9 protein-coding genes and 1 riboswitch are annotated in these 7298 nt (G+C 73.8%); of the genes, 8 read left to right on the top strand and 1 reads right to left on the bottom strand.

The window, feature by feature from the left end; translation table 11 throughout:
* Window positions 1-568 (top strand): cupin domain-containing protein (locus MKK55_RS04360; protein WP_243933485.1); only part of this gene is annotated, 568 nt, incomplete at its 5' end.
* A gap of 75 nt (window positions 569-643) precedes the next feature.
* On the opposite strand, the gene MKK55_RS04355 is transcribed toward MKK55_RS04360, so the two are convergent.
* Window positions 644-997 carry a hypothetical protein gene (locus MKK55_RS04355; protein WP_243933483.1) on the bottom strand — a complete coding sequence of 118 codons (354 nt, stop codon included), beginning with the start codon at window positions 995-997 and terminating at the stop codon, window positions 644-646.
* On the opposite strand from MKK55_RS04355, the gene MKK55_RS04350 reads away from it, so the two are divergent.
* The 7 genes from MKK55_RS04350 (at window position 996) to MKK55_RS04320 (ending at window position 7264) form a co-directional block, all read left to right on the top strand.
* Window positions 996-1208 carry a hypothetical protein gene (locus MKK55_RS04350; RefSeq protein WP_243933481.1) on the top strand — a complete coding sequence of 71 codons (213 nt, stop codon included), beginning with the start codon at window positions 996-998 and terminating at the stop codon, window positions 1206-1208. The genes MKK55_RS04355 and MKK55_RS04350 overlap by 2 nt on opposite strands.
* A 151-nt stretch (window positions 1209-1359) precedes the next feature.
* Window positions 1360-2514: a DUF2778 domain-containing protein gene (locus MKK55_RS04345; protein ID WP_243933479.1), complete on the top strand. Its 1155-nt coding sequence runs from the start codon at window positions 1360-1362 to the stop codon at window positions 2512-2514.
* Between the two features lie 68 nt (window positions 2515-2582).
* Window positions 2583-2797, top strand: a riboswitch (cobalamin riboswitch).
* 118 nt (window positions 2798-2915) lie between these two features.
* Window positions 2916-5069, top strand: a complete 2154-nt coding sequence (locus MKK55_RS04340) for a TonB-dependent receptor (protein WP_409566014.1) — start codon at window positions 2916-2918, stop codon at window positions 5067-5069.
* 103 nt (window positions 5070-5172) lie between these two features.
* Window positions 5173-5541 carry a hypothetical protein gene (locus tag MKK55_RS04335; RefSeq protein ID WP_243933477.1) on the top strand — a complete coding sequence of 123 codons (369 nt, stop codon included), beginning with the start codon at window positions 5173-5175 and terminating at the stop codon, window positions 5539-5541.
* Between the two features lie 238 nt (window positions 5542-5779).
* Window positions 5780-6292: a copper chaperone PCu(A)C gene (locus tag MKK55_RS04330; protein ID WP_147729784.1), complete on the top strand. Its 513-nt coding sequence runs from the start codon at window positions 5780-5782 to the stop codon at window positions 6290-6292.
* Entirely contained in the window at window positions 6282-6899 is a 618-nt protein-coding gene (locus MKK55_RS04325) for an SCO family protein (RefSeq protein WP_243933476.1), read from the top strand. The genes MKK55_RS04330 and MKK55_RS04325 overlap by 11 nt, the downstream gene beginning before the upstream one ends.
* Window positions 6896-7264, top strand: a complete 369-nt coding sequence (locus MKK55_RS04320; protein WP_243933474.1) for a DUF2946 family protein — start codon at window positions 6896-6898, stop codon at window positions 7262-7264. The genes MKK55_RS04325 and MKK55_RS04320 overlap by 4 nt, the downstream gene beginning before the upstream one ends.
* Window positions 7265-7298 lie beyond the last annotated feature (34 nt).

Genomic DNA, 7298 nt, shown 5'->3' with positions numbered 1-7298 from the left:
GCCGCAGGACGCCGCCGGCAACGCGGTGCGCGGCCGGGTCGAGCTCCTGGGCACGCGCAACAGCCTGGTGCACAGCGAGGGCGAGGGGCTGACCACGGTGGTCGGCCTCGACGACGTGGTGGTGGTGGCGACCCCCGACGCGGTGCTGGTCGCCTCGAAGGCGCAGTCGGGCCGGGTCAAGGAGCTGGTCGGGGTGCTGCGGGCCCGGGCCCATCCGGAGGCCGACGCGCACCGGCGGATGTACCGGCCCTGGGGCTGGTCCCAGGGCGTCGACATCGGCGAGCGGTTCCAGGTCAAGCGCATCAGGGTGACGCCGGGCGGGCGCCTGTCGCTGCGGAAGCATTTCCACCGCGCCGAGCACTGGGTGGTGGTGAAGGGCACGGCGGAGGTGACGCTGGGCGAGCGCCTGGTCCTCGTGCACGAGAACGAGGCGGTGTACCTGCCGATCGGCTCGCTGCACCGCCTGACCAATCCCGGCAGGATCCCGCTCGAGCTGATCGAGGTCCAGGTCGGCTCCTATACCGGCGAGGACGACATCATCCGCGTCGAGGACGTCTACGGGCGGTGACGCGCCGGCGCGCCCGGCAGATGCATCCGATCCTCTGAACGACCCGACCACCGTCGGCGCGGGAATTGCCGGCGCTCAGTTGCGCAGCATCGCGATCCAGGACGAGACCGGGTCGACGACGTAGGAGGCGACCGAGGCCGCCCAGGCGCGGGCACGGGCCGGCAGCGAGCGGGCATCGCGTCCGGCCTCGACGTCGCGGGCGGCCATCAGCGCCGCGACGACGGCGTCCTCGCGCTCCTTGCATTCGTCGAGGGCGTTGCGCTGCGAGCCGGCGCGCCCCTGGGCCGGCGGCTGGTGCGCATAGGCTTCCCGCACGCAGTCGCGCCACGCCTGCTCCAGCGCCGCCGGGTCGGCCGCCCGCGGCGCCTGCGCAGCCGCGCAGGGCAGGGCGTTCAGGGACAGGAGGACAGCGAGGACGGGCATCCGCATGCGCGACGGTATCGCCGATTCGGGGCCGGCTCGGCAAGAACGAAGCGGCAACACGTTCGCGTGCATGCGCATGCCCCGTCTTATCCCCGCGCCGCGCGGGTCGAGCGGGTCGAGCGAGACGCTGCCGATCATCGCCGCGCCCGGCGCACGGGTCTCGCGGGTTTTCGCGCGCGATCCGTACGCGTCGGCCGGCGGCTTAGGGGCGGATTAACCAAACGCGCGCCCAATACGGATCAGTCGCAGTTCTCTCGATCCCCGCACGGCCGACCCCATCGGCCGGCCCGCCGCCCGCCGATCCGTCGCGGGCGAGGGCCGGACGCTGCGCGGCTGCGGGCACCGGGTCGCCTTCGAGTCGAGTCCGCATGCCTCATCACCCGCGCTCCTCCTGCGGCCTCACGCGTCCCGCCCGCCGCCGGCGGGCACGCCGCCACCCGATCCTTCGCAACACGCTCGCCGCCCTGCTCTGCCTCGTCACCCTCGAGGGCGTGCCGCCGGGCGGCGGGACCGAGCCGGTGCCGCAGGTGGCGAGCCTCCAGGCCCGCAGCACCGGGTCTACCGCCCTCGCCGCCCTGTTCGATCCCCGGCCGATGCTGGGCCCGGAGGCCGGCGCGGACCGTCAGGGCGCGCCCCTCGGCGCCGCGCTCACCCCGCCCGAGCCGCGTTTCGCCCCGCCCATCGCGACGCTCGCGGCCGCCGAGCCGCGCTCGACCGAGGCCGCGCCCCCGGCGGAGACCGGCCGGCAGGCCCAGGTCGTGGAGCAGGTGCGGGCCCTGCGGGCAAGCCGGGTCTTACGGGACACGCAGGTCCTGCGGGTTACCCAGGTCCTGCGGGACACCGAGGTCGTGCGGCAGGCCCAGATCGTGCCGCTGCCGGTCGCCCGCCCGGCGGACCTGATCGCCGCCCCCGTGCCGCAGCGCCTCGCCCTGCGCCGCGCCCCGCGCCGGGTGCCCGAGGCGGTGCCGGCGCCCACCGCCGAGACGCCGTCGTTCTTCGAGGAGCTGTTCGCCGCGCGGAAGGACCCGGGCCCGGCTTTGGCCTACGCCGCCCTCGAGAGCCCCGGGCTGGAGCGGTCGCGCGGCCGCCTGTTCCCCAGCCCCGACGCGGGCGCCGGCACGGCGATCTACGACATCACCGCCCGCACCGTCCGCCTGCCGAACGGCGAGGTGCTGGAAGCCCATTCCGGCCTCGGCGCCAGCATGGACCATCCCGACTTCGTGCACCTGCGCATGCGCGGCTCGACCCCGCCGGGCACCTACGACCTCACCGAGCGCGAGGCTTTGTTCCACGGCGTGCGGGCGATCCGCCTCAACCCGGTGGGCGGCGCCGCCGCGATCCACGGCCGCGACGGGCTGCTGGCCCACACCTACATGCTCGGGCCGAGCGGCGCCTCGAACGGCTGCGTGTCCTTCCGCAACTACGACCGCTTCCTGCAGGCGTTCCTGCGCGGTGAGATCCGCCGCCTCGTCGTGGTGACCGGCCGCGGCGACGGCCCGGCCCGCTTCGCCGCGAGCCGCTGACGGCGTCACCGATCGGCCACACCCGGCGACGGCGTCCGAAAGCCGGATTGACGGGCCGGCGGCGCCCGACGCAACCTGCACGCGACGGTTCCTCATCGAGGATCAAAAGGGAACGCGGTGAGGGGAGGGCCCGACGGGGCCTTGCCCGAAGCCGCGGCTGCCCCCGCAACTGTAAGCGGCGAGCCTTCCACCACTGGACGTCACTGGATGCGCCGCATCCGGGAAGACGGTGGCGGGCGATGACCCGCGAGCCAGGAGACCTGCCGTCAGTCGTGGTCACACGCGAAGCGCGTCGGGCGGGGTGTTCCGGCGGGTGTCGAAGCCCCCGGCCGTCCGACGGACGGAGCGGTGGATCGGCCTCGTTCGCGGTGACGTGCCACGTCCGCGTCGCCCGAGGTCCCGTGTCCGCGTCCCAGTCCCCGCCCGTCTTCCGAACGCCAACCCTGCTCGCTCTCGCCTGCGCCGCCGCCCTCTCGGGCCCGGCCGCGCTGGCGCGCCCCGCCGCCGGGGAGGCCGAGGCGAACCTCGCCGAGATCTCCGTGACGGCCGACGATCCCAGGCCCGCCGCCGGGGCTGCGGCGAGCGCCGGCTACGTCGGCGGCACCATCGGCGCCGGCGGGGCGCTTCGGACGGTGGATGCGGCGAGCGCCGGCATCGTTTCCGGCGCCGAGATCAACAGCCGCCCGATCACGCGGCCGGGCGAGGTGCTCGAATCCGTGCCCGGCCTGATCGTCACCCAGCATTCGGGGGAGGGCAAGGCCAACCAGTTCTTCCTGCGCGGCTTCAACCTCGACCACGGCACCGACATCGCGATCGAGGTCGACGGGATGCCGGTGAACATGCGCACGCACGCGCACGGCCAGGGCTACGCCGACATCAACTTCCTGATCCCCGAGCTCGTCGGCGCGGTGGCGTTCCACAAGGGGCCGTACTTCGTCCGCGACGGCGACTTCGCCTCGGCCGGCTCGGTACGGATCGACTACCTCGACACCGTCGCCAAGAACGTCGCGCTGACCTCGTTCGGCAGCTTCGGCTACGCGCGGGCGCTGACCATCGCCTCGGCTCCCCTCGGCCAGGGCAACCTGCTCGTGGCGGGCGAGGCGCAGGTCTACGACGGCCCGTGGGACGTGCCGGATGCACTGCGCAAGGTGAACGGCGTGGTGCGCTACAGCCAGGGCACGGCGCTCGACGGGTTCTCGGTCACCGGCATGGCCTATGCCAGCCGCTGGACCGCGACCAACCAGATCGCGTCGCGCGCGGTGTCGGAGGGGATCATCGGCCGCTTCGGCACCCTGAACCCGACCGACGGCGGCGACAGCAGCCGGTTCTCGCTCTCGGGCCGCTGGAGCATGACCGACGACACCGGCGTCACGCGGGCCTCGGCCTACGTCATCCGCTCGCAGCTCAACCTGTTCAACGACTTCACCTACTTCCTCAACGATCCGGTCAACGGAGACCAGTTCCACCAGCTCGACCAGCGCATCCTCGGCGGCGGCGAGGTGAGCCACGTCTTCCAGGGCGACCTGTTCGGGCATCCGATGGAGAACGAGATCGGGGTGCAGACCCGCACCGACGCGATCCGCGTCGGGCTGTTCAACACCGCGAACCGCCAGTTCCGCACGGGCGTCCTCGACGACCGGGTGCTGGAGGCGAGCGGGGCGTTCTACGTCGACAACCGCGTGCGCTGGACCGACTGGCTGCGCACCAGCGTCGGCTTCCGGGCCGACGGCTACTACGGCGACGTGGTCTCCGACACGGCGGCCAATTCCGGCAAGGCACGGGACGGCATCGTCAACCCGAAGCTCGGGCTGGTGCTGGGGCCGTGGTTCGACACCGAGCTCTACGTGAACTACGGCGGCGGCTTCCACTCGAACGACGTGCGCGGCGTGACCGCGACGGTCGACCCGGCGAGCCCCCTCTTCAACATCGCGCGCTCGCCCTTCCTCGTGCCCTCGACCGGCTACGAGGTCGGCATCCGCAACCGCTCGATCGCCGGGCTGGAGACCGCATTGGCCTTGTTCCGCCTCGATTTCGCGTCGGAGAACCTGTTCCAGGGCGACACCGGCACGACGGAGCCGAGCCGGCCGAGCCGCCGCTTCGGCATCGAGTGGACCAACCGCTACGCGGTGACGCCGTGGCTGAGGCTGGAGGGGGACCTCACCGTCACCAATGCCCGCTTCTCCGACGTCGACCCGGTCGGCAACCGCATCCCCGAGGCGCCGACCACGATCGCGTCGGCCGGGTTCACCTTCGGCGAGGCCCTCGGCTGGTTCGGCGCGATGCGGCTGCGCTACTTCGGCCCGCGCCCGCTGATCGAGGACAATTCCGTGCGCTCGAAGCCGACGGCGCTGCTCAACGGCCGCGTCGGCTACCATTTCGACAACGGCCTCAGCCTGTCGCTCGACGTGCTGAACCTGACCAACGCCAAGTCGGACCAGATCACCTACTACTATATCTCGCGCCTGCCGGGCGAACCGGCCGACGGCGTCGCCGACCGGCACTTCCACCCGGTCGAGCCCACCGCCGTGCGGCTGACGCTGGCCGGGCGGTTCTGAGCGGCGGCCCTCGATCCGAGCGGCAGGCCCGGCGAAAACGGCCTCGCACGGTTCTGCCGCATTGACGGGGCGGCGGCCGGCGCCCTAGGCGTGGGGCATGCGCATGTGGCGGCCAGATTGGCGGGTCTGCCGCGCGGTCATCGCCGTGACCGCGCTCTACGCGCTCGCCCTGCAGGCCGTCCTCGGCGGGATGACGGGCGTGCGCACCCTCGACCCGGCGCACGCGCTCTGCCTGCAGGAATCCGGCGCGGACGGGCACGGCCCGGCCGACGCGCCCCATCACGGCGACCACCTGGCATGCTGCACGGCCGCGCAGGCGATGCCGATGGCGGACGTGCCGGTTCCGGCGGCCGTCGCGGTCGCCCGGTCCGCTCCCCCGGCCGTCGACGTTCCGTGGCGTCCCGTCCTCGCCGCCGCCGCCCGCGCTCCGCCGGGCATCGGCGCCGGCGCACGCGCCCCACCCGCCGCCTGATCCACCGCCCGGCCGCCGCCCAGCCGGAACGCGGCGTCGCGCCCTGCCTCACGGTTGCGCGCCGAAAGCCGTGCTCCGGGAAGGCCTCGGCCCGCATCGACCGATGCAGCCTGCCGCATCGCCGTCGCTCGGCCCCTCGCGATCGCGCGAGCCGGCATGCCCGGGACGCCGTCCCCCAACCGCCCGGCCGCCCGCGGCCGCGACCGCGACCGACACCGCCCCCTTCAGGAGAGTTGCCATGTCCAAGCTGTTCCGTCGCCGCGCGACCGGCTCCCTCGTCGCCCTCGCGCTGCTCGCGGTCCCGGCCGGCGCCCACGAGTACAAGGCCGGCGCGCTCGCGATCGCCCATCCCTGGACGCGGGCGACCCCGAACGGCGCCAAGGTCGGCGGCGGCTACCTCAGCGTCACCAACACCGGCACCGCGCCGGACACGCTGCTCGGCGCCACGGTGACCGGGGCCGACCACGTCGAGATCCATTCGATGACGATGGACGGCACCGTGATGAAGATGGCTCCGGTCCCGGGCGGCCTGGTCATCGCCCCCGGCGCCACGGTGACGCTCGCGCCGGGCGGCTACCACATGATGTTCGTCGACCTGACGGCGCCCCTGAAGAAGGGCGAGCGCGTCAAGGGCACGCTGCGGTTCGAGAAGGCGGGGACCGTCCCGGTCGAGTTCGCGGTCGAGGCGATCGGCGCGAAGGCCCCCGAGGGTGCGCAAGGGGCGGCCGGCGGCCACGATCATGCCCATTGATCCGCCGCCCGTCACGCCGGCCCAGCGCCGGGCGGGCTACGGCATCCTCGCGGCGGTGCTCGTCGGCATCCTCGGCATCGCCGGGGGCGTCGTGGCGATGCTGCCGCGCGGGCCCGCCAAGCCGGCGATGTCGGTGGTCGGCGGCCCGTTCCGGCTGCAATCGTCCAAGGGTGGGATCCTCGATTCGGCGACGCTGGCCGGCCGGCCCTTCCTGGTGTTCTTCGGGTTCACCCGCTGCCCGAACGTCTGCCCGACGACGCTGGCCGACCTCTCCAACCTGATCGACGACCTGCACAAGGCCGGCGGCGACATCGGCGCCTACTACATCACCCTCGATCCCGAGCGCGACGACACCGCGGTGCTGCGCGACTACATGGGCTCGTTCAGCGATTCGATCACGGGGCTGACCGGGACCCGCGAGGAGATCGACCGGGTGGCGCGGTCCTACCGCGTCTTCTCCAAGAAGGTCCCGCTGCCGGGGGGCGACTACACCCTGGAGCACACGCTGATGGTCTACCTGATGGACCGGAACGGCGGCTTCGTCGGCCCGCTCGATCTCGCGGCCGGGCACGGGCTCGCCCTCCGGCAGATCCAGGCCGTCCTGTGACGGGTCGGGCGAAGCGCGTCGGCGCCCTCGGCACCGCGCTGATCCTGCTGGCGATCTGGGCGCAGTCGATCGTGCCGCTCGCCGCCCTGCGGATGGCGCCCGACGCCGCGCCGCTCGGCCTGTCGGCGATCTGCGGCCATGCCGGCGCAGCCGACGCCGCGGGGGAGCCGGCTCCGCTCGTTCCCGGCTGCCACGCCTGCCCGCTCTGCGCCGTGGGGCTCGCCGCGCCGGTCGTCGCCGCACCGCAGCCGGCGGCGCGGGTCCTGCGCTGGTCGCCCGTCGCCTGGCCGACCCCGCCGCCCGCCCGCACCCCGCATCGCCCCCGGATCGCCGGCCGGCCGAGGGCACCGCCGACCCTGCTCTGATCGAATCGCGAACCTCTTCCGGCGGGCCGATCCC

Source organism: Methylobacterium sp. J-059 (assembly GCF_022829485.1).
GTDB lineage: Bacteria > Pseudomonadota > Alphaproteobacteria > Rhizobiales > Beijerinckiaceae > Methylobacterium.
The sequence above is the reverse complement of the archived record's forward strand: the minus strand, read 5'-3'. Positions and strand labels throughout refer to the sequence as shown.

Coding starts and splice junctions, on each gene's coding strand:
- MKK55_RS04350 (WP_243933481.1), top strand. CDS start 996: ATGCGCGACGGTATCGCCGATTCGGGGCCGGCTCGGCAAGAACGAAGC.
- MKK55_RS04355 (WP_243933483.1), bottom strand. CDS start 997: ATGCGGATGCCCGTCCTCGCTGTCCTCCTGTCCCTGAACGCCCTGCCC.
- MKK55_RS04345 (WP_243933479.1), top strand. CDS start 1,360: ATGCCTCATCACCCGCGCTCCTCCTGCGGCCTCACGCGTCCCGCCCGC.
- MKK55_RS04335 (WP_243933477.1), top strand. CDS start 5,173: ATGTGGCGGCCAGATTGGCGGGTCTGCCGCGCGGTCATCGCCGTGACC.
- MKK55_RS04330 (WP_147729784.1), top strand. CDS start 5,780: ATGTCCAAGCTGTTCCGTCGCCGCGCGACCGGCTCCCTCGTCGCCCTC.
- MKK55_RS04325 (WP_243933476.1), top strand. CDS start 6,282: ATGCCCATTGATCCGCCGCCCGTCACGCCGGCCCAGCGCCGGGCGGGC.